Below are 24,677 nucleotides of genomic sequence, written 5' to 3'. Positions count from 1 at the left end.
TTGATAGCGCACTGCGCTTATTTCATAAGGGCCTCATGCCGATTTTGTTGATAACTCTCGCGCTGCGGGCGCAGCACCGGCGCCAGCGCCACGCCCGTGTGCGTACCGAGCCGCACCACCTCCTGCGGTGGCGCCGCGGCGACGATACGGCCGCCCGCGTCGCCACCTTCGGGACCCAGGTCGATGATCCAGTCGGCCTCGGCGATCACGTCGAGGTCGTGCTCGATCACCAGCACGCTATGGCCGCCGCCCACCAGCCGGTGCAGCACATGGATGAGCTTTTCCACGTCGGCCATGTGCAGGCCCACGGTGGGCTCGTCCAGCACGTACAGCGTGTGCGGCGCCTTCTGGCCGCGCCGCGTGATGTCGTCGCGCACCTTGCTGAGTTCGGTCACCAGCTTGATGCGCTGGGTCTCGCCGCCGCTGAGTGTGGGCGATGGCTGGCCGAGCGTGAGGTAACCCAAGCCCACGTCTTTCAGCAGTTGCAGCGGATGGCTGATGTTGGGCATGGCGGCAAAGAAGTCGACCGCCTCGTCCACCTCCATCTGCAGCACGTCGCCAATGCTCTTGCCACGCCAGGTCACCGCCAGCGTCTCGGGGTTGAAGCGCGCGCCGTGGCAGGTTTCGCACAGCACCTTGACGTCGGGCAGGAAGCTCATCGCGATGGTGCGGATGCCCTGGCCTTCGCAGCCGGCGCAGCGGCCCTCGCCGGTGTTGAAGCTGAAGCGGTTGGCCGCGTAGCCGCGTGCACGCGCCTCCAGCGTCTCGGCAAACAGCTTGCGGATGGTGTCCCAGAAACCGATGTAGGTGGCCGGGCAGCTGCGCGGGGTCTTGCCGATGGGGGTCTGGTCCACTTCGAGCACGCGGTCCACCGACTCAAAGCCGCCCACGCCGCTGCAGCCGATCCAGACTGGATGCTTGCCGGCGTCGCTCGCCTCGCGCCCGGCCCGCGTGGCGCGCTGGGCCACGGCGGCCTGTACATTGGTCAGCAGCACGTCGCGCGCCAGCGTGGACTTGCCCGAGCCGCTGACGCCGGTGATGGCGACCAGGCGCTGCAGCGGGATGGCGACGTTGACGTCTTGCAGGTTGTGCAGGTTGGCGCCTTGCACAGTGAGCCAACGAAGAGATTCGGGTACATCGACTGCGCGCCTGGGGTGCAGCGGATGTTCCATCGCGTGGCGCAGGTAGCGGCCGGTTTGCGAATCGGCGGCCGCTTCGATGTCGGCGACCGAACCTTCGGCCACCAGCCGACCACCGCGCTTGCCAGCACTCGGGCCGATGTCGATGATGTGGTCGGCGCGGCGAATGGTGTCCTCGTCGTGCTCGACCACCACCAGCGTATTGCCCTTGTCGCCGAGCTTGTGCAGGGCGTTCAGCAGGATCTGGTTGTCGCGCGCGTGCAGACCGATAGTCGGCTCGTCGAGTACATAGCACACGCCCTGCAGGTTGCTGCCGAGCTGGGCCGCGAGCCGGATGCGCTGGGCCTCGCCGCCGCTGAGCGTGGGCGCGCCGCGGTCCAGCGTGAGGTAGCCCAGGCCCACCTCTTCGAGGAATTCGAGGCGGCTTTTGATCTCGGGGAGCAGGTCGCGCGCGATATCTTTCTCCCGCTGAGTCATGCGCCCCACCGCCGCCAGGCCCTCGATCCAGCGGCGCACATCGGTGACCGAGAGGCGGGCGATGTCGGTGATGGCAACGCCGGGGCGAAGGGCCGGCCCCGCTCCGAACAGCACGGCGCGCGCCGTGGCGTTCAGGCGCGTGCCGTGGCAGGTCGGACAGGTCTCGTCCACCACGTCCTCCAGCTCGGGCTCGGCGAAGGTGCGTTCGCGCCCCTTGTTGTCGTCGTCATGCACCGAGTCGTCGAACACCTTGCGTTGCGCCGATGTGAGCCGCACGCCGGTGCCAACGCAGTCGGGGCACCAGCCATGCTTGCTGTTGTAGGAGAAAAGACGCGGATCGAGCTCCGCGTAGGAGGTCGCGCAGACCGGGCAGGCGCGCTTGGTGGAGAAAGCCTCCAGCCGGCCGATCTCGGCCGTCGGCGTGCCGGCCATCATGGCGGCGCGCAGCCCCGTAAGACCGCTCAGCACATGCACCACGCCCTTGCCGTGCTCCAGCGCCGTGGCCAGCGCCTGGCGCAGCAGCGCCTCGTTCTCGGGCGCCACATCGAGGCTGGCAACCGGCAGTTCGATGGTGTGTTCCTTGAAGCGGTCGATGCGCGGAAAGCCGGTGGTGGGCAGAAAGTTGCCATCGACCCGCAGATGCGTGTAGCCGCGCGGGCGCGCCCAGTCGGCCAGCTCGGTGTAGACGCCCTTGCGGTTCAGCACCAGCGGCGCGAGCAGGCCGATGTGCTGGCCGCGAAAGCTTGTGAGCAGCTGTGCGGCAATGCTGTCGGGCGTTTGCGGCGCCACGGCGGCGCCATCGTGAATGCAGTGCTGCACCCCGAGCTTGACGTACAGCAGGCGCAAAAAGTGCCAGACCTCGGTGGTGGTGCCGACCGTGCTCTTGCGTCCGCCGCGCGACAGGCGCTGCTCGATCGCCACCGTGGGCGGAATGCCGTACACCGCATCCACCTCGGGCCGGCCGGCGGGCTGCACGATGGAGCGCGCATAGGCGTTGAGCGATTCGAGGTAGCGGCGCTGACCTTCGTTAAACAGGATATCGAATGCCAGCGTGGACTTGCCCGAGCCGCTGACCCCCGTGACCACGCTGAACTTGCCGCGCGGAATATTCACCGACAGGCTCTTGAGGTTGTGCTCGCGGGCGTTGACGATCTGGATCGCGTCGTCGCTGGCAACGCGGGCGCGGCGCGCGCGCACCAGGGTCTGCAGCGGCACGCCCTCTTCGGCCGTGTGCGCGCCGAGCCCGAGGGAGCGCTCGTAATCGCGCAGCGCCTTGCCGGTATGCGAGGTGGGATGCAGGCGCACCTCCTCGGGTGTTCCCACGGCGACGATGCGCCCGCCCGCGTCGCCGCCTTCCGGCCCCATGTCGATGAGCCAGTCGCTGGCACGGATCACGTCCAGGTTGTGCTCGATCACAACCAGCGAATGGCCCGCATCGAGCAGCTTGCGCAGCGCGCGCATGAGCTTGGCGATGTCATCGAAATGCAGCCCGGTGGTCGGCTCGTCGAACAGGAACAGCGTGCCGCGCCGGGCCATAGGCTGCCGGCTGGCGCTGGCGCTCCTGGCGGCCTCTGCGAGGAACCCGGCCAGCTTGAGGCGCTGCGCCTCGCCGCCCGACAGCGTCGGCACCGGCTGTCCCAGCTTCACGTACTCGAGCCCCACATCGACAATCGGCTGCAGCGCGCGGATCACGTCGCGGTCGGTGGCAAACAAAGTCGCCGCTTCGCTGACGGTCAGGTCCAGCACGTCGGCCACATTCATGCTCCTGGTCTGTCCTGAGCCTGTCGAAGGGCGCTCGATCGTGACCTCCAGAATCTCGGGCCGGTAGCGCTTGCCGTCGCAGTCCGGGCAGCGCAGGTAGACGTCGGACAGGAACTGCATCTCCACGTGCTCGAAGCCGGAGCCGCCGCAGGTCGGGCAGCGGCCATCGCCGCTGTTGAAGCTGAACTTCGAGGCCGTGTAGCCGCGCTGGCGCGACAGCGCCGCGTTGGCAAACAGCTCGCGCACCGTGTCCCAGGCGCCCACATAGCTGGCCGGGTTGGAGCGCGCGGTCTTGCCGATCGGCGACTGGTCGACGAACACCACCTCGCTCAGATGGTCGGCGCCCAGCAGGCGGTCGTGCAGGCCTGCCGATTCGGTCGATTTGCCAAAGTGGCGCAACAGGGCCGGCGCCAGCACGTCCTGGATCAGCGTGGACTTGCCCGAGCCGCTGACGCCCGTGACACAGACCAGGCGCTGCAGCGGAAACTCGACGCTGACGTTGTCCAGGTTGTGCTCGCGCGCGCCTTCCAGGATAAGGCGCGGCGTGGCATCTAGCACCATGCGCTTGAAGCCCATGCCGACCTGCTTGCGCCCGCCCAGGTAGGCGCCGGTCAGGGTGTCGGCGTGCCGGAGTTCTTCGGTGGTGCCATCGAACACGATCTGGCCGCCGCGCTCGCCCGGGCCCGGGCCCATGTCGATCATGCGGTCGGCCGCCAGCATCACGGCCGGGTCGTGCTCCACCACCACCAGCGTGTTGCCGGCATCGCGCAGCCGCTGCATGGCCTCGATGATGCGGTGCATGTCGCGCGGGTGCAGGCCGATGCTGGGCTCGTCCAGCACAAACAGCGTGTTGACCAGCGAGGTGCCCAGCGCGGTCGTCAGGTTGATGCGCTGCACCTCGCCGCCCGACAGCGTGCGGCTCTGCCGGTCCAGCGTCAGATAGCCAATGCCGACATCGCAGAGGTACTTGAGGCGCGTGGTGATTTCTTCATACAGCAGCTTGAGCGCCTGGGTATCACCCGCGCTGGCATGACTGGAAGGGTCGAGCGTCATGCGGTCGAAAAAGCGCCGCAACCGGTCGATCGGCAGCAGCATCAAATCGTGCAGGCACAGTCCGGGCAGCGCTTCGAGCTGCGCGCGCGACCAGGCCACGCCTTGCGGCATGAAACGCCTGGACGGTTCCAGCACCGCATCGGCGTCAAGCTTGCTGCCGATGCGCCACAGCAGGCTCTCCAGCTTGAGGCGAGCGCCACCGCAGGTGTCGCAGCGCGTGTAGCTGCGGTACTTGGACAGCAGCACGCGAATGTGCATCTTGTACGACTTGGTTTCGAGGTATTCGAAAAAGCGTTTGACGCCGAACCAGTGCTGGTTCCATTTGCCGTTCCAGTTCGGCGAGCCGTTGATGACCCAGTGCTGGTGCTCGGGCGTGAGCCTGGCGTACGGTGTGTCGCGCGGAATGCCGGCCGCCTCGGCGTGGCGCATCAGGTCGTCCTGGCATTCCTGCCAGGCCGGCGTCTGCATCGGCTTGATGGCACCGGCGCGCAGCGTGAGCTTGTCGTTGGGGATGACCAGGCCATAGTCGACCCCGATCACGCGGCCAAAGCCGCGGCAGGTTTCGCAGGCTCCGACCGGTGAGTTGAACGAGAACATCGACGGGATCGGGTCGGTGTAGCGCAGGTCGCTTTCGGGACAGTGCAGGCCGGTCGAGAAGCGCCACATTTCCCCGGACGCGGCAGGGGACAGGAGGTCAGAGCCCACGACATACACATTGAGCCGCCCGCTGCCGCGCTTGAGCGCCACCTCGATGGCTTCGACGACGCGGGCCTTTTCGGTGCTGCCGATGCGAAAGCGGTCGGCCACCACGTCGAGCACCTTACGAGCCCCCACGACCCGCTCGGCCTGCACCTTGGTGAAGCCGCTGGCCGACAGCCATTGTTCGATTTCCTCGGGGCTGGTGTTGGCGGGCAGTTCTACCGGGAAGGTGAACACCAGACGCGGATCCACGGCGAAGGCCGCCACGCGCTCCAGGATCTGTGCGTAGATGGTCTCGGGCGAATCGTGCCGCACTGGCAACGCCGTGGCGCGGTCGAACAGCTGCGCGGCGCGCGCGAACAGCAGCTTGAGATGGTCGTTGAGCTCGGTCATGGTGCCGACCGTGGAGCGCGAGGAGCGCACCGGGTTGGTCTGGTCGATGGCGATCGCCGGCGGCACGCCCTCCACCTTGTCCACCGCGGGCTTGTCCATGCGGTCCAGAAACTGCCGCGCGTACGCGGAGAAGGTTTCCACGTAACGGCGCTGGCCTTCGGCGTACAGCGTGTCGAACACCAGGCTGGATTTGCCCGAGCCGCTCGGCCCGGTCACCACCGTCAGCTCGCCGGTGCGGATGTCGAGGTCAAGGTTTTTGAGGTTGTGCTGGCGCGCGCCGCGAATGCGGATGAGACCTTGGGGCATGTCTTGTGATTCTTCCTGGTGAGCCCGAACATTCTAGGCAGTCCGGCACCCTCAACGCGGCGTGTGGTTATCGCCACGCGCGCGCGCGCCGCGCAAAGTCAGCCCGTCAGACCTCGAAGGGCGCGTTCGAGCGGCAGGCATTTCTCTTCGCCGACGGCCGCACGGATCCTGGGAACAAGATCTTCCAGCTGGTGGTAGTCGGCAGCCGCTTCAACCGCCAGATTGAGCCGGAAACCCCGCAGCCCGAGGCTGGCGGTCAAGCGTGTCGCGATGGGGTAGGCGTTTTGATAGCGCTGCTGCGGCAGCGCAAGGCCCGACGCGTCCGTCGTCGCCGGAGCGGCCGCCACCGCAGCTGCCTGAGGCACCGGCGCGGCGTCTTGCTCTGCAGCCAGCAGGCCCAGTTCGACCAGGTGATCCACGTCCGGCATGGTGACACCAAGACCGGAAGTGGCACTGAGCACTTCGGCCAGGGTCCGCTTGCCGTCAAACAGGATGAACGCGGAGCGCTGGCGCGGCGTCAAGGGTACCGACCTGTCTTTCAAGGCCCGTTGTCCCGCTTCGGTCTTTGTGTATCTCATTGTTTCAACGAGTGTACAGCGCCTTGGCGGCCCACGCCAACAGCCGCGACACGCACGGGAGTCAACTAGAACCTTTCGCTTATGACTTTCCTGAAATAAAAAAGGCCCTCACTCGGAGGGCTCCTGGAGAACCACCCGACCTTGAAGCGGCCGGGCAATTCGTGGCGCGAAGTTGCGGCTCAATCCCTGGCGTAAATATTCACATCCTTGGTTTCCTTGATGAACAAGGTGCCGATCACCAGCGTGACGGCCGCGATGATGATCGGGTACCACAGGCCGTTGTACATGTTGCCGGTCTGGGCCACGATGGCGAAGGCCGTGGTCGGCAGCAGGCCGCCGAACCAGCCGTTGCCGATGTGGTAGGGCAGGCTCATGGAGGTGTAGCGGATGCGGGTCGGGAACATCTCGACCAGCATGGCGGCAATCGGGCCGTAGACCATGGTCACCAGCAGCACCAGATAGCTCAGGATGACCGTGATCATGACCTTGTCCATCTTCGCCGGATCCGCCTTGGCCGGGTACCCCGCGATCTTCAGGTCGTCGGCCACCAGCTTCTTGAACTCGGCGTCCTTCTTCCTGGCCTCGTCGGGCGCCAGGCCTCTGGAGGTGTAACTCGGGATTGCGGTGTCGCCGATCTTGATGGTGGCCGGCGTACCGGCCGGGGCCGCAACGTTGTCGTAGCTGACCGATGCGCCCGCCAGCACCTGCTTGGCAATGTCGCAGGAGCTGGTGAACTTGACGGTGCCGGTCGGGTTGAACTGGAACGAGCATTCGGCCGGATCCGCCGTCACGATCACCCGGTTCTTGGCCTGGGCCGCCGCCAGGTCCGGATTGGCGGCCTTGGTCAACGCGCTGAACACCGGGAAGTAAGTCAGCACCGCCAGCAGGCAGCCGGCCATGATGATCGGCTTGCGGCCGATCTTGTCGGACAGCGCGCCGAACACGATGAAGAAAGGCGTACCGATGACCAGGGACAGGGCCACCAGGATGTTCGCGGTCGGGCCGTCCACCTTGAGTGCCTGCGTCAGGAAGAACAGCGAATAGAACTGGCCCGTGTACCAGACCACCGCCTGACCCGCGGTCAGGCCGACCAGCGCCAGGATCACGATCTTCAGGTTCTTCCACTGGCCGAACGATTCGGACAGGGGCGCCTTGGAGGTCCGGCCCTCGGCCTTCATCTTGGAGAAGGCGGGCGACTCGCGCATGCTCAGGCGGATGTACACCGACACCGCCAGCAGCGCGATCGACGCGATGAACGGCACACGCCAGCCCCAGTCGGCAAAGGCGACCGGGCCCAGAAGGGTCTGGGTGCCCAGAATCACCATCAGGCTCAGGAACAGGCCCAGGGTGGCGGTGGTCTGGATCCAGGCGGTGTAGGCACCACGCTTGTGTTGCGGCGAATGCTCGGCCACGTAGGTCGCGGCACCGCCGTATTCTCCACCGAGGGCCAGGCCCTGCAGCAGGCGCAGCCCGATCAGGATCACGGGTGCGGCCACGCCAATGCTGGCGTAGCCGGGAAGAATGCCCACGATGAAGGTGGATGTGCCCATGATCAGGATCGTCACCAGGAAGGTGTACTTGCGCCCGATCATGTCCCCCAGCCGGCCAAAAAAGAGCGCGCCGAACGGGCGCACGATGAAACCGGCCGCGAACGCCAGCAGCGAGAAGATGAGCTGCGAGCTGGGGTCCAGGTTGGAGAAGAACTGTTTGCCGATGATGACGGCCAGGGTGCCGTACAGATAAAAGTCGTACCACTCGAACACGGTGCCGAGCGATGAGGCGAAGATCACCTTTCGCTCTTCGGGTGTCATGGGCTTGTGAGCCGCTGCCTTAGCCATAAATTTGTCTCCTTTAATTTGTAACGAAAATCTACTGAGCCCAGCGACCCACTATCCGGCAGATGTCTGACGAGGTTCTGACGGTTGTCTTACAACGCCTTACTGCTAACTTGTCACCCGCTTACGGCCTCGGTAGTAACCCGCGGCTGCGATTTTTCAATGCGGAATGCGGCGCGTTTTCTCTGCGCGGCGCAGCACCGGAATTCACCGCACCTGGCGCATTTCCAGGGCCGCTTCTTGGGGCGAGGCCGGCCACTCACCGCGCCGCGTAAGGCATTGGTCAGTCGTGTTTGAAGTAATCCAGCCGGCCTTGGGGATTTCCCCATCGCGTGGGATTTCAATCAACCCTGAAGGAAACAGTCATGGATGACCCTGTGGTAGCCAAGATTCAGCGCAACCCGAAATACAGGGAGCTGCGCCAAAAGCGCAACCGGATCGGCGTCGTGCTGACGGTGCTGATGCTGCTCGTGTACTACGGCTACATCGCGCTAATCGCGTTTGACAAGGCGTTCCTGGCGCAGCCCATTGGCGCCGGCGTCACCACGCTGGGCATTCCCATCGGGTTGGGCGTGATCGTCTTCACCATCGTCATCACCGGCATCTATGTGCGTCGCGCCAACAGCGAATTCGATGCCCTGACCAAAGACATCCTGAACGAGGCCTCGAAATGAGTGCCGGCAAAAAATACCTCGCGCCGCTGGCGGCGCTGCTGGCGGGCGGCGCGCACGCCGCCGGCGCCGACCTGGGCCAGGTGGCCAAGCAGGCCACGAACTGGACGGCCATCGCGATGTTCGCCGGCTTTGTGCTGCTGACCCTGTGGATCACCAAATGGGCCGCGTCCAGGACGCGCTCGGCGGCGGACTTCTATACCGCCGGCGGCGGCATCACGGGCTTCCAGAACGGGCTGGCGATCGCCGGCGACTACATGTCGGCTGCCTCCTTCCTGGGCATCTCCGCCGCGGTCATGGCCACGGGTTACGACGGCCTGATCTATTCGATCGGTTTCCTCGTCGGCTGGCCGATGATCACCTTCCTGATGGCCGAGCGCCTGCGCAACCTGGGCAAGTTCACCTTTGCCGACGTGGCGGGCTACCGGTTTCAGCAGGGGCCCATCCGCGCGTTCGCGGCGTCGGGCACGCTGGTGGTGGTGGCGTTCTACCTGATCGCGCAAATGGTCGGCGCCGGCCAGCTCATCAAGCTGCTGTTCGGCCTGGAATACTGGATGGCGGTCGTCATCGTCGGCGCGCTGATGATGGTGTACGTGCTGTTTGGCGGCATGACGGCCACCACCTGGGTGCAGATCATCAAGGCCTGCCTGCTGCTGGCGGGCGTGACCTTCATGGCCTTCATGGTGCTGGCGCAGTATGGCTTCAGCCCTGAGGCGCTGTTTGCCAAGGGCGTGCAAGTGCGCGCCGCCATTGCCGCCAACACCGGCAAGACGCCCGAAGAGGCGGCCAGGGCAGGCCTGTCCATCATGGGCCCGGGCGGCTTCATCAAGGACCCGATCTCGGCCATTTCGTTCGGCATGGCGCTGATGTTCGGTACCGCGGGCCTGCCGCACATCCTGATGCGTTTCTTCACGGTGCCCGATGCCAAGCAGGCACGCAAGTCGGTCTTCTGGGCCACCACCTGGATCGGCTATTTCTACGTGCTGATCTTCATCATCGGCTTCGGCGCCATCACCATGGTGCTGACCAACCCGGAGTACGCGGACGTCGTCCGGGGCGTCATCCACGGCGGCGCCGGCACAGCCAACATGGCAGCGGTGCTGGTGGCGAAGTCGGTCGGCGGCAACGTGTTCTACGGCTTCATCTCGGCGGTGGCGTTCGCGACCATCCTGGCCGTGGTGGCGGGGCTCACCCTGTCGGGCGCCTCGGCCGTGTCGCACGACCTGTACGCCACCGTGTTCAAGAAGGGCAAGGCCGACAGCGCCGCCGAACTCAAGGTGTCGCGCATCACCACGGTCGCGCTGGGGATCATTGCGGTGTTGCTGGGCATCACCTTCGAAAAGCAGAACATCGCGTTCATGGTGTCGCTGGCCTTCGCCGTTGCGGCCTCGGCCAACTTCCCGGTGCTGTTCCTGTCGGTCCTGTGGAAGAACTGCACCACGCGCGGCGCCGTAGTCGGCGGCTTCCTGGGGTTGATCTCGTCGGTGGGCCTGACGATCGTGTCGCCCTCGGTATGGGAAGCCACGCTGGGGCACCCGGCTGGCTCAGCCTGGTTCCCGTACACCTCGCCGGCGTTGTTCTCGATGACCATCGGCTTTGTCGGCATCTGGTTGTTCTCCATCACCGATCGCAGCGCCAGTGCGGCGCGCGAGCGTGCCGCATTCCCGGCGCAGCAGGTCCGCTCGGAAACCGGCTTTGGCGCCTCGGGCGCTTCGGGCCACTAAAGCGGGCGGCGACCCGGCGCGGCGGTGTCACCCGCCATGCAGCTGCCTCAGCTTGATGAACGCCAGCGCCGCCATCACGGCATCGTTCACCGCATCGTGGGCGGCACGCTGCGGCAGGCCCAGGTCGTCCATGAGCGTGGCAAAGCGCAGGTCGATATCGGCGCCGAGCTGCTGCTGGTAGGGCGGCAGCTGTTTGAACTTGTAGTCGTAATACAGCGCCGAGACTTCGATCCTGGGCTGCGGCAGGCCCACGCCCAGCAGGGGCCTGATGGCGCGATTCAGCATCGCCACGTCGAACTCCAGGTAATAGCCCACCAGCGGCCGGCTGCCGATGAAACGCATCAGCTGCGCCATCGCCTCTGCGATCGGCAGACCCTGCGCCACGTCGCGTTCGCGCAGGCGATGAATGCGCACGCTGTCGGCCGAGATACCCTTGTCCGGTCGCACCAGCAGCGCCAGCCGCTCGCTGGTCATGATGCGGTTGCCCACGATGCGTACCGCGCCGATCGAGATGATTTTGTCGCTGCGCACATTCAGGCCGGTGGTCTCGCAGTCCAGCGCCACCCACTCATCGGGCGGCGCCGCATCGAACATGAACCGGTAAGCCGGGTCGCGCAGGTGCTTCAGACGCCATTCGCGCCGCAGCGCGGCGACAACCGCCCCGGGCGAAAAGCGCGCCAGACTCACAGGGCATCGAGCCGGAATCGGTGGCGCAGCAGCGCCTTGAAGCGCTTGACCACGCCCAGCGTGTCCTTGAGCAGGTCACGCTCCAGACTGCCTAGGCGTTCCGGCGCAAGGCCTCCGCTCACGGCCCGGCCGGCGTCCAGTTCGGCCAGGCCGGCCTTCAGGCGCAGCCCCATGAGCACATGCAGGCTTTGCGTGAGTTCCTTGCCCAGGGTGGCGTCCAGCGTTGCGTCGGCCACCAGCGCCTCGATACGGGCCACCGTGCCGGTCGGCGCCACATGGCGCGCCAGCGCCAGACTGCGTACCCCGTGCACGATCGGAAAAATGCCCTCCTTCTTCAGGTCGAGCGGGCGCTGCGCCTGCCCATGCGGCAGCAACCGGTCCCACCAGGGCGAAGGACTGCCAAACGCTTCAATGACCGCCGCGAAGCGCCCGAGCACGGCGTCGTTGTCGGTGGCGAGCGTCATGAGGCCGCGGCGCACGCCCTCCAGCAGGGTCGCGTCGCCCGCCACGGCATGCGCATCCATGAAGATCGCCAGATGCATCAGGCTGTCCGCCTCCGGCATCAGCAGCCATTGCCGGACCTTCTGGCCGAACGCGCTGGCGCTGCCGCGCCAGGCCGGGTTGCTGAGCATGATGTGTCCGGGACATTCGGGATAGCCAAAACGGCTCAGCGCCTGCGAGAAGCGCTGGCAAATGGCGTCCAGATCGTCGGGCGCGGTGTAGCCGTCGCGCAGCAGCAGGCCATTGTCCTGATCGGTCTTGAGCAGTTGCTCACCACGCCCTTCGCTGCCCATGACGAACAGGCAGCTGTTGGCCACCAGTTCGGCCGGTGCGATCATCTGCCAGGCGCGCTCGAACAGGCGCGCGTTCAGCTGCTGCACCAGCTTGGCCATGAGGCCGATGCGCGTGCCGTTGCGGTACAGCAGCGAGATCAGGCGCGTGATCTGCAGGGCCGCCTGCGCCAGTGCGTCGAGGTCGGGCGCCTGCTCGATCTGCACCGTGATCAGGTGCGAATGATTCGCCAGGAAGCTGAACACATCCAGCGCCTCCAGAATGCCCCGCACTTCGTCCCCCTCGGCCACGACGAGGCGGTGTACCCGGCGGCGCAGCAACAGCGCCATGGCCTCGCCAAGCTGGTCGGACGGGCGCACAGTGATGACCGGGCTGCTCGCCAGTTCGCCCACCGCCAGCCGATTCAGCGGACGGCCATCCAGGATCGCGCGCTGCAGCCCCGTCGTGGTGAAGATGCCGAGTCCGCCCGGCAGGCCACGCACCAGCACATTGGAGGTGCGCTGCGACTGGAACAGTTGCACGACCGACAGAACATCGGTCTGCGCATCGACCATGTGGGCGGGGCGCAGATAGGCCTCGTCCACCCGCGCCAGCGTCAGGGATTGCAGCTCGCGCTGCTCCTGCCGCTGCGACAGCGCACTGAGCTTGTGGCCCAGGTCCGAGAACAGCAGCGCACCAAAGGTGGCGTTCGAGGCGATCAGCGCCTTGACGGTCGCCTTGGCCAGCTGGTAGGCCACCACTTCCTCGGCCGCCACAAAGCGGCTGCTGACGCGCCCGGCCACCAGCCCGCGGCCGTCGAAGCTGTCGTCCGGGCCATAGCTGGCCACCACCTCGCCGTCTTCGGTCTGGGTGACGTAGCCTTTGATGACAACGTACAGGTGCGTGGGCTCGGCGCCGACCTCCAGCACCACCTCGCCTTCGCGGAAATAGGCGATGTCGACGTGGCGCCGAACCTGCTCCTGTTCCGCCGGACTCAGGCAGTCGAACGGTGAAGCGGCGAAGTTGAAGGCGCTGGGCATGACGGTGGCGTGAAGTTCGCGAAAGGTGCCCCCCGATTCAACGCCGCACGCCTTGCGCCACCCTTGCAGCGGCGTCCCACGGCGCGCCGAACCAGGCATCGCCTTCGCAGTAGGCGCGCAGCATGGGCAGCGCGTCGAAACCCCAGAACAGTTTGTCGTCCACCGCGAAGGTGGGCACGCCAAACACGCGCGCGGCAATCGCCTCGTCGGTATGGGCCTTGAGCTGCGCCTTGACCTCGTCGCCATTCGCGTCACGCGCGGGCACCAGCTGCGCCGCCAGCGCCTGCAGCCGCACCGGGTCGGCTGCCTCGGCGCCGCCGCGCCAGACGTGGCGAAACACGGTCTCGCAGACATAGCGGTTGGGCGTGCCCTGCGCATTGCAGGCCACGGCCAGCCGCAACAGCGCCAACGGGTTGAAGGGATGCGCCGCCGGCAACTGCATGTCGATGCCATGGCGGTGCGCCAGCCACAGCACCTGGCGGTAGGTCCAGTCGCGCTTGGGGGCAATCTCGGCGGGGCCGAGCTGCCCATGGTGCTTGAGCAGCCCCGCAAACAGCAGCGGCTTGTGCGTCACGCTGTAGCTCAGGCCCAGCAAGGCTTCGGGCAGCTGTTCGAACGCGAGGTAGGCGTACGGCGAAATGAAGTCGAGGTAGAAGGTAATGTGCTTCATGGCGATGCCGGCGTCGTTGTGGATTCTGCCGCAGCGCGCTGCTCGATCAGGGCCCAGATGGCGCGCTTGTCGGCGTCGCTCATGCGGCTCCAGCGCCCGATCTCGTCGAGCGTGCGAAAGCAGCCCTCGCACCAGCCGCCGGCCTCGCTCATGCGGCACACCGAGATGCAGGGTGAGGGAACATTTTCGGCTGCAGCCCTTGCCACGTCAGCGCGATGGGCTATCGGATCAATAGCATTCATGCGATCTTGACGGCCTGCGCTACGTCAGCCACGGGTGCGCCGGTGAGCCGCTGCAGGTCGTGCGGGCTGAGTTTGAAGACGCCATGCGGATGGCCCGCCGCGGCCCAGATTTCGGCGAACCGGAACAGTTCCTGGTCGATCAGCGTGACGGGCTTCGTGGCATGCGCCAGCGGCGAGACGCCGCCGATCGAAAAGCCGGTGCTGGCCTTGACAAACTCCGCGTCGGCGCGCCCCAGCTTGCCGCCGCCCGCGCACACCAAGGCCGCCACCTTCTTCTCGTCCACGCGCCGGTCGCCCGAGGTCACCACCAGCACGGCCGCGTCGTCCGGGATGCGGCGAAAGATGATGCTCTTGGCAATCTGGCCCACGGCGATGCCCAGCGCGTCGGCCGCCTGCTGCGCGGTGCGCGCCGCATCGTCGAGCATCACGGGTGCATGCGGATGGCCCTGCGCCTGCAGCGCCGCAGCCACACGCCGCACGCCCTCTGGAAGGAAGGAGGCGGGAGCGGGAGTCGTGCTCATGACTAGCCCGCCCGCTTGGCCAGGATCGCGGTGGCCGCGCGCGAGTTCGGCTTGCGCTGCAGATGGTCGCTGATGAACTGGCCGGCGTCGATCAGCTTGTCCAGGTCGATGCCGGTCTCGATCCCCATGCCGTCCAGCAGGTAGACCACGTCTTCCGAGGCCACGTTGCCCGTCGCGCCTTTGGCGTAGGGGCAGCCGCCCAGGCCGGCGACGGAAGACTGGAAGTTCCACACGCCCATCTCCAGGCTGGCCAGCGTGTTGGCCAGGGCCTGACCGTAGGTGTCATGGAAGTGGCCTGACACATGGTCGATGTCGTAGTGCTGGAGCGTGGCCTCCATGGCGCGCCGCACCTTGCGCGGCGTGCCCACGCCAATCGTGTCGGCGACGTCCACCCGCTGCACGCCGATGCCTTTCATGAGTCCGGCCAGCATGCCGACGCGCTCGGGCGCGATCTCGCCCTCGTAGGGACAGCCCACGGTGCACGACATGGCGCCGCGCACGTCGATGCCGTGGGCGCGCGCCGCCTCGACCACCGGGCGAAAGCGCTCGATGCTCTCGGCGATCGAGCAGTTGATGTTGCGCTGGCTGAACGCCTCGCTGGCGGCGCCGAAGACCACGATCTCGTCGGGCCACTCGGCGCGCGGCGCGGCAATCGCCGCCTCGAAGCCCTTCATGTTGGGCGTCAGCACCGAGTAGCGCACGCCACTCTGGCGCCGGATGCCGCGCATGACCTCACTCGCATCGGCCATCTGCGGCACCCACTTGGGGCTGACGAAGCTGGTGACCTCGATTTCTTTCAGGCCAGCGTTCTGCAGGCGCTGCACCAGTTCGATCTTGACCGCTGCCGGCACCATCTGCTTTTCGTTTTGCAGGCCGTCGCGCGGGCCCACATCGACGAGTTTGACTCTCAAAGGAAGGCTCATGTTCTGACTCCAGGAGATGTTGAGACTCAGTATCCGCGTTGCCCGTCGACCACGCCCGCCAGCGCGCTAAAGTCCGCACCGGCTTCGAGGGCCCGGATCTTGGCGGCGATCTGCGCCACCGATTCCTCGCGCTGCGTGCGCGCCGAGGCATGCGGCGTCACGGTGATCTTCGGATGCCGCCAGAACGGATGCGCAGGCGCGAGCGGCTCCGACGCAAACACGTCGAGTGTCGCGCCCGCGAGCTGGCCCGCGTCGAGCAGCGGAATCAGATCGTCTTCCACCAGGTGCGCGCCGCGCGCCACGTTGATGAGGTAGCCGCCGGGCCGTCCGCCGTTCAGCCGGCCCAGCGTGCCTGCGCGCAGGATGCCGCGCGTCTCGGTGGTCAGCGGCAGCAGGCACACCAGCACGCGGCTGGCGGCGAGAAATGCGTCCAGCCCCTGCGCGCCGTCGAAACACTGGATGCCATCGATCTGCTTGGGCGAGCGGCTCCAGCCCCGCACCGGAAACTCGAACTGCGCGATGGCCTTGCCGACACGCTCGCCGAGCACACCGAGGCCCATCACGCCGACCGCAAAATCGCGGCGCGCACGCGGGCGGCGATAGCTCCAGACGCCTTGGCGCGCGTCGGCCTCGTAGGCATCGAACTCGCGGAAGTGGCGGATCAGCGCATGGCAGACGTACTCGGCCATCTGCACCGACATGCCCGCGTCGTCGAGCCGCACGATGCGCGTGTGCGGCGGCAGCCGCAGCTTGAGGAGCGCGTCGACGCCGGCCCCGATATTGAACAGGCCGCGCAGCCGCTGCTGCTCGTCCAGGAACGCCTGCGGCGGCGCCCACACCACTGCATGGTCGGCCAACGCGGCGCCGGGCGTCCAGGCTTCGACCTCGGCCTGCGGCAGCTCGGCGCGCAGGCCTTCGACCCAAGGTTCGGGGCGGTTGTTGTCGGTGAGGCAGACGGTGATTCGCATCGGCACCAGTTTAATCAAGCCTTGATGCGCAGCAGCTCCGCGCCTTCCGTGACCTGATCGCCCGGCGCATACAGCAGTTCTTCGACCGTGCCGTCGGCCGGCGCGGCAATCGTGTGCTCCATCTTCATAGCCTCCATCACCGCCAGCGCCTGGCCCTTGCTGATCTTGTCGCCGGGCTTGACGGCGAACGACACCACCTTGCCCGGCATCGGCGCGGTCAGCCGGCCCGCGTCGGCCTGGCCCACGCTGGCATGCGCCAGCGCATCGATCACTACGATTTGTGTAGCGCCTAGCGCACAAAACACATGGGCTACCGCCTGATTCAGCCATACCTTGACGGTCTGGCGCTGGCCCGCAAAATCGACCCCGATGCCATCCGCCACGGGCACAAAGGTGAGTGGCCCGGCGGCGCTGCCGACCTGCAACTGCAGGGCGCCGTCGTGCAGACGGGTCAGCATGGCCGTGACCGCCTCGCCGTGAAATTCGAACTCGAAGCGGCGCGTGGCCAGGCCGTGCGCGCGCCAGCCGTCGCGCCGGGCCCAGGGGTCGATCCAGGCGCCGTTGGCCGCATCGACCTCAAGGGCTTTTTCCTCCACCAGCGTGCGCGCAATGGCCGCGGCCGCGGCCAGCGGCAGGCCGACTTTTTCCTGCTTGAACAGCCTGGCCTCTTCGCGCGGGATCAGCCCCGTGTCCAGATTCGCCTGGGCAAACGAGGCGGTGCCCACCACATAGCGCAGAAACTGCACATTGGTATTGAGCCCGACGATATGGGTTTGCGACAGGGCCTCGTCCATGCGCGCCAGCGCCTGCTCGCGGGTATCGCCATGCACGATCAGCTTGGCCACCATGGGGTCGTAGAACGGCGAGATGACGTCACCTTCGCGCACGCCGGAATCCACCCGGACCAGAGTGTCCGCACCGCCCCTGTTCCCGCGCTCGAAGCTCACGTACGCCGGCAGGTCGTACACGTGCAGCGTGCCGGTCGCGGGCAGGAAGTTGTTGTCGGGGTTTTCGGCGCAGATGCGCGCCTCGATCGCATGGCCGTGGATGCGCAGATCCTCCTGCCTGAGCGGCAGCGGCTCGCCCGACGCCACGCGCAATTGCCACTCCACCAGGTCGAGCCCGGTGATGGCCTCGGTCACGGGATGTTCCACCTGCAACCGCGTGTTCATCTCCATGAAGAAGAAAGTCATGCTGCCATCGGGCTTTTGCTCGACGATGAACTCCACCGTGCCGGCGCCCACGTAGTTCACGGCGCGCGCAGCCGCCACGGCGGCCTCGCCCATCTGCTGGCGCATGCCGGGCGTCATGCCGGGCGCCGGGGCTTCCTCCAGCACCTTCTGGTGGCGCCGCTGCACCGAGCAGTCGCGCTCGAACAGGTAAACGTAGTTGCCCTGCGTGTCGCCGAACACCTGAATTTCGATGTGGCGCGGGCGCTGCACGTACTTCTCGATCAGCACCGCGTCAATGCCAAAGCTGCTGCTGGCTTCGCGCTGGCACGAAGCCAGCGCCGCGGCGAAAGCCTTCGCCTTGTCCACCACGCGCATGCCCTTGCCGCCGCCGCCCGCGCTGGCCTTGATCAGCACCGGGTAGCCGATGGCGTCGGCCTCGCGCTGCAGCAGCGCGGGGTCCTGGTCCGCACCGTGGTAGCCGGGCACCAGGGGCACCCCGGCCTTGCCCATCAACTGCTTGGATTCGGCCTTGAGTCCCATGGCCCGAATCGCGGAGGGCGGCGGGCCGATGAAGACCAGGCCCGCATCGGCACAGGCCTGCGCGAACTCGTCGTTTTCGCTCAGGAAGCCGTAGCCGGGGTGAATGGCCTGCGCGCCGGTGGCCTTGGCGGCCTCGATGATGCGCTCCCAGCGCAGGTAGCTGTCCTTGGGTGCGCTGGCACCGATCGGCACCGCCTCGTCGCACAGGCTGACGTGCCTGGCACTGGCGTCGGCCTCGGAGTACACCGCCACGGTCTTGATGGCCATGCGCCTGGCCGTGGCTGCGACGCGGCAAGCGATTTCGCCACGGTTGGCAATCAGAATTTTGTTGAACATTAGGTGACCTTTGCAAAACCGGAAAAGAAACGGGCGACGCGGCGAAACACCGCCTTGAGGAATTTGAGCAGCAGCCAGGTCATGGCCCACATCAGCGCGACCATAATGGCCAGCACCACGCCGAACACCAGCGGGTAGTGGATAGAGAGCCAGAGCGCGCCGACCACCACGCCGTCCTCGGTCAGACTCGCCAGCACGTTGGAAACAGGCTCGGGCGAGGTGTTGATCACAGCCCGGGTGGTGGTCTTGGCGGCCTGGCTGGTGGCGGCCAGCGTGCCACCCATCAGCGCCGCGACCGCGGTCATGGTGCCCCCGTCGGCGCCGAACACGCCAGCCGCCAGCGCGGCACCGGCCGGGATGCGGATCACGCTGTGCACGATGTCCCACAGCGAATCGACACCGGGGATCTTGTCGGCGAAAAACTCGACGAACAGCATGAAGCCGCTGGCGGCGAGCATGGCCGGGTGCTGCAGCAGCGTCAGGCCGTCGGGCAGCGGAATCCAGCCCAGCAGCCCCGCCACACCGACCATGAAGACCACGGCATAGAGCCGCAGGCCGCTGGCCCAGCCCAGCGCGGCGGCCAGTGCCAGCAGGCTGGCCATGTCGAGGTGGCCTGCCGCCTGCCCGACACCCGCCGTGGCCGTGCCCGCAGCGTAGCTGCCCAGCGGGGCCAGCCACGGGAGGGATTGAAGCAAGGTTTGCAGCATGGCTTGCGGGGTCGCGCCTGGGGGCCGCTCAGGGCAGCAGCCAGCCCGGCTTGCGCTTGTTCAGGAACGACTGCACGCCTTCCCGGCCCTCCATGCTGGAGCGGATGTCGGCAATGCGCTGGGCGGTGTCGGCGCGCAACCCGGCCGTGAGCGGGGCGCCGGCCACGTCGCGCACCAGGCGCTTGCATGCGCGTGCCGCTTTGGGCCCGTTCGCGGCCAGCGTGGCCACCAGCTCCGCCACCTTCGCGTCCAGCGCCCCGGCACTGCACAGCTCATGCACAAAACCCAGCGCATGGGCCTGCGCCGCGCTGAAGCGCTCGGCGGTGACCATGTAGCGGCGCGAGGCCTGTTCGCCCAGGGCGCGCAGCACATACGGGGCGATGGTCGCGGGCAACAGGCCGAGCCGGGCCTCTGACAGGCAGAAGGTCACCTCGTGGGCCGCGATGAGCACGTCGCAGACCGCCGCCAGGCCCATGCCGCCGGCGTAGCAGTCGCCCTGGATGCGTCCCACGATGGGTACCGGGCACTGGTACAGGGTCCACAGCATGTCGGCGAGCTTTTGCGCATCGGCGCGGTTCTGATCCCAGCTGTAGTCGGCCATGGCGCGCATCCAGTTGAGGTCGGCGCCCGCGCAAAACGCCTTGCCGTGCGCGCCCAGCACGATGACGCGCAGGTCGTCATCCTGCGACAGTTTTGCGAACACCTGCGTCAATTCGGCGATGACATCGTCATTGAAGGCGTTGCGGACCTCGGGCCGGTTCAGCCAGACCTCGGCGACCTGGGGCGAGGGACGGCGCAGGTCAAGAATGTTTGAGGCGGGTGTATTCATGAAGGGACTCAATAACGTTTGGCAACTTCTTCCAGCATGACCTCGGTGGCGCCGCCGCCGATGGCCAGCACCCGCGCATCGCGCCACAGCCGCTCGATCGCGGTCTCGCGGATGTAGCCCATGCCGCCGTGGAACTGCTGGCAGGTCTGCACCACTTCATTCACCAACTCGCCGGTCAAGGCCTTGAGCATGGAGACTTCCTGCACGATGTCGCGGCCCTGCGTCACGCTCCACGCGCAGTGGTACATGAAGGAGCGCGCGGCGCGGGTCCTGGCGTCGAGCATGGACAGGCGCTGGCGGATGGTCTGCTGGTCCCACAGCGTGGCGCCGAAGGCCTGGCGCTGGCGCACGTAGCCCAGCGTCAACTGGAGCGCCTGCGTGCAGTGTCCCACCGCCATCGCCGCCAGCGCGATGCGCTCGGTCTGGAAATTCTTCATGACCGAGTAGAAGCCTTTACCCTCCTCGCCCAGCACATTCGCGGCGGGGATGCGCACGTTGTCCAGCACCAGCTCGGCGGTGTCGGACGAGAGCCAGCCCGTCTTCTTGAGCGCGCGGCCCACGCTGAAGCCGGGTGTGCCCTTCTCGACGACGAACATGGTCATGTCGTGCCGGCCCGCGCCCGTTTTGGCAGCGATGAAGTACAGGTCGGCGTGCACACCGTTGGTGATGAACATCTTGGTGCCGTTCAGCACCCAGTCGGCGCCGTCACGGCGCGCCGTGGTGCGGATGCCGGCCACGTCCGAGCCCGCGCCGGGCTCGGTGATGCCCACCGCCGCGATCATCTCGCCGGCCGTGACCTTGTGCAGATATTTTTCTTTCTGCGCCGCACTGCCCGCGTGGTGCAGGTGCGGGCCGGCCATGTCGGTATGCACCAGCACCGTGATGATGAAACCGGCAAAGGTCGATTGCGACAGCGCCTCGGCAAACACCAGGTTGGTCAGTGCGTCCGCATCGCCGCCGCCGTAGCGGCCCTCGTACATCAGCCCCAGCAGGCCTGCCTGGCCCATGCGGCGCAGCACGTCGCGCGGCACCCTACCGGCCTCTTCCCAGGCCGCGCCATGCGGTTCGACCTCGCGTGCAATGAAGCGCGCGACCTGCTCGCGCAGCAATTCGTGTTCAGGGGTGGTGTAAATGTTGTCCATGCGTGTGGCCTTACATGCGGAACACGCCGAATTTCGTGTCGGGAATCGGCGCGTTGAGCGTGGCCGACAGGCCCAGCGCCAGCACGCGGCGCGTGTCGGCCGGGTCGATCACGCCGTCGTCCCACAGGCGCGCGCTGGAATAGTAGGGATGCGACTGGCGCGCGAACTGGTCGAGCACGGGCTGCTTGAAGGCCGCCTCTTCCTCCGCGCTCCAGCTGCCGCCGCGCCCTTCGATGCCGTCGCGCTTGACGGTGGCCAGCACACCCGCGGCCTGCTCGCCGCCCATCACGCAAATGCGGGCGTTCGGCCACATCCAGAGAAAACGCGGCGAATAGGCGCGCCCGCACATGCCGTAGTTGCCCGCGCCGTAGCTGCCGCCGATGATCACGGTGAATTTGGGCACCTGGGCGGTCGCCACCGCGGTCACCATCTTGGCGCCGTGCCGGGCGATGCCTTCGTTTTCGTACTTGCGCCCGATCATGAAGCCGGTGATGTTCTGCAGAAACACCAGCGGAATCTTGCGCTGGCAGCACAGCTCGATGAAGTGCGCGCCTTTTTGCGCCGACTCGGAAAACAGGATGCCGTTGTTCGCGACGATGCCCACCGGCATGCCTTCGATGTGCGCGAAGCCGCACACCAGCGTGGCGCCATAGCGCGCCTTGAACTCGTGAAACTCGCTGGCGTCGACGATGCGGGCGATGACTTCATGCACATCGAAGGGCTTGCGCGTATCGGTCGGGATCACGCCGTACAGCTCTTCTGCTGCGAATTTAGGAGCAGCCTGCGCCCGCAGGCTCTGGGCTACCTCCTTCTTTTGATTGGTATTCTTGACCACCGAGCGGGCCAGCGCGAGCGCATGCGCGTCGTTTTGCGCCAGATGGTCGGCCACGCCCGACAGGCGCGTGTGCACGTCGCCGCCGCCCAGGTCCTCGGCCGAGACGATCTCGCCGATCGCGGCCTTCACCAGCGGCGGCCCGCCCAGGAAGATGGTGCCCTGGTTCTTCACGATGATGGTCTCGTCGCTCATCGCCGGCACGTAGGCGCCACCGGCCGTGCACGAACCCATGACCACCGCGATCTGCGAGATGCCCTGCGCGCTCATGTTGGCCTGGTTGTAGAAGATGCGGCCGAAATGGTCCCGGTCGGGAAACACTTCGTCCTGGTTCGGCAGATTCGCGCCGCCCGAGTCCACCAGGTAGATGCAGGTCAGGTGGTTCTGCTGCGCAATCTCCTGGGCCCGCAAATGCTTTTTCACGGTCAGCGGGTAATAGGTGCCGCCCTTGACCGTGGCGTCGTTGCACACGATCAGGCAGTCGACACCACTGACCCGACCGATGCCCGCGATCAGGCCGGCACAGGGTGCAGCCCCGTGGTACATGCCGTGGGCCGCCAGCGGCGACAGCTCCAGAAACGGCGTGCCGGGGTCCAGCAGCATCTGCACGCGCTCGCGCGGGGGCAGCTTGCCGCGCGCCACGTGCTTGGCGCGGGCGGCTTCGCCGCCGCCCTCCGCCGCCCTGGCGATCTGGACCCGCAGGTCGGCCACGAGTTCGCGCATGGCGGCCGCATTCGCCTGAAATTCGGCGGAACGGGGGTTCAGTTGGGTGTCTAGCGTGCTCATTCAGTTCTTCTGTCCTTCGATGGTTCTGGTTAGTATCAGGCGGTCTTCTCGTCAGCCAGGCCCAACTGCTGCTTCATGGCGTCGCGGATCACGAACTTCTGGATCTTGCCGGTAACTGTCATCGGGAACCCGGTCACAAACCGGATGTACTTCGGTATCTTGTAGTGCGCGATCTGGCCCTTGCAGAAGTCGCGCACCTCGTCCTCGGTCGCGTTCTGGCCGGGCTTGATGATGATCCAGGCACAGAGCTCCTCGCCATATTTCTTGTCGGGCAGGCCGACCACCTGCACGTCCTGCACCTTAGGGTGGCGGTACAGAAACTCCTCGATCTCGCGCGGGTAGATGTTCTCGCCGCCGCGGATCACCATGTCCTTGATGCGCCCGACGATGTTGACATAGCCCTCGTCGTCCATCGTCGCCATATCGCCGGTGTGCATCCACTGCTCCGGATCGATCGCTTCGTGCGTCCTGGCTTCGTCTTCCCAGTAGCCGTGCATCACGCAATAGCCGCGCGTGCAGAACTCGCCCGCGGTGCCTCGTGGCACGGTGGCGCCGGTCTCGGGATCGACGATCTTGATTTCGATGTGCGGCTGCACCGTGCCGACGGTGGACACGCGCTTGTCCTGCGGCGTATCGGTCGAGCTCTGGCAGCTCACCGGGCTGGTCTCGGTCATGCCGTAGGCGATGGTGATTTCGCGCAGGTGCATCTGATCGACCACGCGCTTCATCACCTCGGTCGGACATGGCGAGCCGGCCATGATGCCGGTGCGCAGGCTCGACATGTCGAACTCCGCAAAGCGCGGGTGGTCCAGTTCGGCAATGAACATGGTGGGCACGCCATGCAGTCCGGTGCACTTCTCTGCCTGCACCGTCTCCAGCACCGTGATCGGGTCGAAGCCGTCGTTCGGGTACACGATGCAGCTGCCGTGCGTCAGGCAGGCCAGATTGCCCAGCACCATGCCGAAGCAGTGGTACAGCGGCACCGGAATGCAGAGACGGTCGGCCGGGGTGAGCTTCATGCACTCGCCGATGAAAAAGCCGTTGTTCAGGATGTTGCGGTGCGTCAGCGTCGCGCCCTTCGGGAACCCGGTGGTTCCGCTGGTGAACTGGATGTTGATCGGGTCGCTGGCCTTGAGGGTCTTCTGCACATCGGCCACGCGCGGGTCGGCCGCGTCGCCGCTGGCGATGAGGTCGGAAAAGCGCTGAAAGCCGGGTTCGTCCGCACCCACGGCCGCCTCGTCGATCCAGACCACTGAGCGCAGATGCGGCAGCCGGCCTGAGGCGAGCTGGCCCGGCTGCGCATGCGCGTACTCGGGCGCCAACTCGCGCAGCATGCCCAGATAGTCGCTGGTCTTGAAGCGCGCCATCGTCACCAGCGCGCGGCAAGCCACCTTGTTGAGCGCATATTCGAGCTCGGCCGTGCGGTAGGCCGGGTTGATGTTGACCAGGATCAGGCCCGCCTTGGCCGTGGCGAGCTGCATCAGCACCCACTCGGCGTTGTTGTGCGACCAGATGCCAACACGCTCGCCCGGCGCCAAACCCGAGCGCAGCAGCGCGCTGGCCAGCCGGTTGGTCTCGGCCTGCAGCGCCGCATAGCTGTAGCGCCGCTTCTGGTGCGCGCTGACCAGGGCCTCGCGCTCGCCCTGGCGCGCCGCCATGGCATCGAAAAAGTCGCCAATGGTCTGCTCGATCAGCGGCACGTCGGTGGTGCCGCGGTCGTAACTCTGCGCAAGCCCGGGGGTTGTCATGGTCATGTCTCCTACAAAGGGGGTGCGCGGCCCCCCAACACGGATCGGTACCGCCACCCAGTTTGGAGCCTACACCCATGCTTGCCCCATTTGCGGTCACAATAGTTGCAAATCGTGCCAACTCTTG

The 24,677-nt window shown here is 66.6% G+C and carries 18 protein-coding genes; 2 read left to right on the top strand and 16 right to left on the bottom strand.

The annotated features are described in order from the left end of the window. Positions 1-17: 17 nt before the first annotated feature. From uvrA to EUB48_RS02225, 3 genes are all read right to left on the bottom strand, one after another. A complete protein-coding gene (uvrA, locus tag EUB48_RS02235) occupies positions 18-5,828 on the bottom strand; it encodes an excinuclease ABC subunit UvrA (protein WP_142817424.1) in 5,811 nt (1,936 codons plus the stop codon). 98 nt (positions 5,829-5,926) lie between these two features. Then, positions 5,927-6,406, bottom strand: a complete 480-nt coding sequence (locus EUB48_RS02230) for a hypothetical protein (RefSeq protein WP_142817423.1) — start codon at positions 6,404-6,406, stop codon at positions 5,927-5,929. Positions 6,407-6,585: 179 nt separating this feature from the next. Then, entirely contained in the window at positions 6,586-8,244 is a 1,659-nt protein-coding gene (locus EUB48_RS02225; protein ID WP_142817422.1) for an MFS transporter, read from the bottom strand. Positions 8,245-8,606: 362 nt separating this feature from the next. Between EUB48_RS02225 and EUB48_RS02220 the strand changes: the two genes are divergently transcribed. Together EUB48_RS02220 and EUB48_RS02215 are read left to right on the top strand one after the other, a co-directional pair. Next, a complete protein-coding gene (locus EUB48_RS02220) occupies positions 8,607-8,915 on the top strand; it encodes a DUF485 domain-containing protein (protein ID WP_142817421.1) in 309 nt (102 codons plus the stop codon). After that, positions 8,912-10,636 carry a cation acetate symporter gene (locus tag EUB48_RS02215; protein WP_142817420.1) on the top strand — a complete coding sequence of 575 codons (1,725 nt, stop codon included), beginning with the start codon at positions 8,912-8,914 and terminating at the stop codon, positions 10,634-10,636. Before EUB48_RS02220 ends, EUB48_RS02215 begins: the two co-directional genes overlap by 4 nt. Before the next feature lie 27 nt (positions 10,637-10,663). On the opposite strand, the gene EUB48_RS02210 is transcribed toward EUB48_RS02215, so the two are convergent. The 13 genes from EUB48_RS02210 to EUB48_RS02150 are packed head-to-tail and all read right to left on the bottom strand — an operon-like array spanning position 10,664 to position 24,556. Next, entirely contained in the window at positions 10,664-11,323 is a 660-nt protein-coding gene (locus tag EUB48_RS02210; RefSeq protein WP_244618301.1) for a 3'-5' exonuclease, read from the bottom strand. Continuing rightward, positions 11,320-13,134, bottom strand: a complete 1,815-nt coding sequence (locus EUB48_RS02205; protein ID WP_142817419.1) for a DUF294 nucleotidyltransferase-like domain-containing protein — start codon at positions 13,132-13,134, stop codon at positions 11,320-11,322. Before EUB48_RS02205 ends, EUB48_RS02210 begins: the two co-directional genes overlap by 4 nt. Before the next feature lie 37 nt (positions 13,135-13,171). Further along, on the bottom strand, positions 13,172-13,804 hold the full coding sequence (locus EUB48_RS02200) for a 2-hydroxychromene-2-carboxylate isomerase (RefSeq protein WP_142817418.1): 633 nt from the start codon (positions 13,802-13,804) through the stop codon (positions 13,172-13,174). Continuing rightward, positions 13,801-14,046: a DUF1289 domain-containing protein gene (locus EUB48_RS02195; protein WP_142817417.1), complete on the bottom strand. Its 246-nt coding sequence runs from the start codon at positions 14,044-14,046 to the stop codon at positions 13,801-13,803. Before EUB48_RS02195 ends, EUB48_RS02200 begins: the two co-directional genes overlap by 4 nt. Further along, complete coding sequence (locus EUB48_RS02190) at positions 14,043-14,567, bottom strand: YbaK/EbsC family protein (protein ID WP_142817416.1); 525 nt, start codon at positions 14,565-14,567, stop codon at positions 14,043-14,045. The genes EUB48_RS02195 and EUB48_RS02190 overlap by 4 nt, the downstream gene beginning before the upstream one ends. A gap of 2 nt (positions 14,568-14,569) precedes the next feature. After that, positions 14,570-15,490 carry a hydroxymethylglutaryl-CoA lyase gene (locus EUB48_RS02185; protein WP_142817415.1) on the bottom strand — a complete coding sequence of 307 codons (921 nt, stop codon included), beginning with the start codon at positions 15,488-15,490 and terminating at the stop codon, positions 14,570-14,572. Positions 15,491-15,516: 26 nt separating this feature from the next. After that, positions 15,517-16,458 carry a 2-hydroxyacid dehydrogenase gene (locus EUB48_RS02180; RefSeq protein WP_142817414.1) on the bottom strand — a complete coding sequence of 314 codons (942 nt, stop codon included), beginning with the start codon at positions 16,456-16,458 and terminating at the stop codon, positions 15,517-15,519. Positions 16,459-16,472: 14 nt separating this feature from the next. Beyond that, positions 16,473-18,506 (bottom strand): acetyl/propionyl/methylcrotonyl-CoA carboxylase subunit alpha, encoded by a 2,034-nt coding sequence (locus EUB48_RS02175; protein ID WP_142817413.1) that lies wholly within the window; start codon positions 18,504-18,506, stop codon positions 16,473-16,475. Continuing rightward, positions 18,506-19,213: a DUF4126 domain-containing protein gene (locus EUB48_RS02170; RefSeq protein ID WP_142817412.1), complete on the bottom strand. Its 708-nt coding sequence runs from the start codon at positions 19,211-19,213 to the stop codon at positions 18,506-18,508. Before EUB48_RS02170 ends, EUB48_RS02175 begins: the two co-directional genes overlap by 1 nt. 28 nt (positions 19,214-19,241) lie before the next feature. Beyond that, positions 19,242-20,042: an enoyl-CoA hydratase/isomerase family protein gene (locus tag EUB48_RS02165; RefSeq protein WP_142817411.1), complete on the bottom strand. Its 801-nt coding sequence runs from the start codon at positions 20,040-20,042 to the stop codon at positions 19,242-19,244. 8 nt (positions 20,043-20,050) lie between these two features. Next, positions 20,051-21,184 (bottom strand): acyl-CoA dehydrogenase family protein, encoded by a 1,134-nt coding sequence (locus tag EUB48_RS02160; RefSeq protein ID WP_142817410.1) that lies wholly within the window; start codon positions 21,182-21,184, stop codon positions 20,051-20,053. Positions 21,185-21,194: 10 nt separating this feature from the next. Then, positions 21,195-22,802: a carboxyl transferase domain-containing protein gene (locus EUB48_RS02155; RefSeq protein ID WP_142817409.1), complete on the bottom strand. Its 1,608-nt coding sequence runs from the start codon at positions 22,800-22,802 to the stop codon at positions 21,195-21,197. A gap of 35 nt (positions 22,803-22,837) precedes the next feature. Further along, on the bottom strand, positions 22,838-24,556 hold the full coding sequence (locus EUB48_RS02150; RefSeq protein WP_142817408.1) for an AMP-binding protein: 1,719 nt from the start codon (positions 24,554-24,556) through the stop codon (positions 22,838-22,840). Between the last annotated feature and the right edge of the window lie 121 nt (positions 24,557-24,677).

Origin of the sequence: Rhodoferax sediminis (assembly GCF_006970865.1) — a bacterium.
GTDB lineage: Bacteria > Pseudomonadota > Gammaproteobacteria > Burkholderiales > Burkholderiaceae_C > Rhodoferax_A > Rhodoferax_A sediminis.
This window is presented reverse-complemented; position numbering and strand designations above follow the sequence as displayed.